Genomic DNA, 692 nt, shown 5'->3' on the forward strand with positions numbered 1-692 from the left:
GCGCGCGGCTGGTGGACCCGGGCAATATCGTGCACGCCGCGGACGCCAATGGCCTGGTGGTGATCAACCAGATCGACCCGATCACCGTGCTGTTTTCCCTGCCGGAAGAGGCGGTGCCGGGCATCACCGCGGCCATGGACAAGGGCCAGGCCCTGACCGTGGTGGCTTATGCCCGCGGCAGCAACGAACCGCTGGAACAAGGCCAGCTGGTGCTGCTGAACAACCAGATCGACACCACCACCGGCACGGTGCAATTGAAGGGCCGCTTCGACAATCCGCGGCATCGCCTGTGGCCGGGCCAGTACGTGAACGCGCGGCTGGTGCTGGATGAGCACGAAAGCGCCGTGACGCTGCCGGTGGCGGCGGTTCAGCGCAGCCAGACGGGCACTTTCGTGTACACGGTGGACGGCGCGGGCGTGGCTCAGGCGCAGCCGGTCAAGGTGGAACGCATGCAGGACGGCCTGGCGGTGATCCAGGAAGGCGTGAAGGCCGGCCAGCGCGTGGTGGTGGACGGCCAGTACAAGCTCAAGCCGGGCAGCAAGGTGCGTGAACTGGCGCCGGCGGCGGGAGGTGGCCAGTGAGCATTTCAGCGAACTTCATCAAACGGCCGATCGGCACGTCGCTGCTGGCGCTGGCGATCCTGCTGGTGGGTATCGCGGCCTGGCCGCTGTTGCCGGTGGCGCCGCTGCCGC

Annotated in this window: 1 protein-coding gene; it reads left to right on the plus strand. The window is 68.1% G+C overall.

The window, feature by feature from the left end; translation table 11 throughout:
- Nucleotides 1-581, plus strand: a 581-nt coding sequence (locus tag U858_RS0133045; RefSeq protein ID WP_025141350.1) for an efflux RND transporter periplasmic adaptor subunit, incomplete at its 5' end; no start/stop codon positions are given.
- Nucleotides 582-692: the final 111 nt, after the last annotated feature.

This window comes from Achromobacter sp. DH1f, assembly GCF_000633435.1.
Taxonomy (GTDB): domain Bacteria; phylum Pseudomonadota; class Gammaproteobacteria; order Burkholderiales; family Burkholderiaceae_B; genus Achromobacter; species Achromobacter deleyi.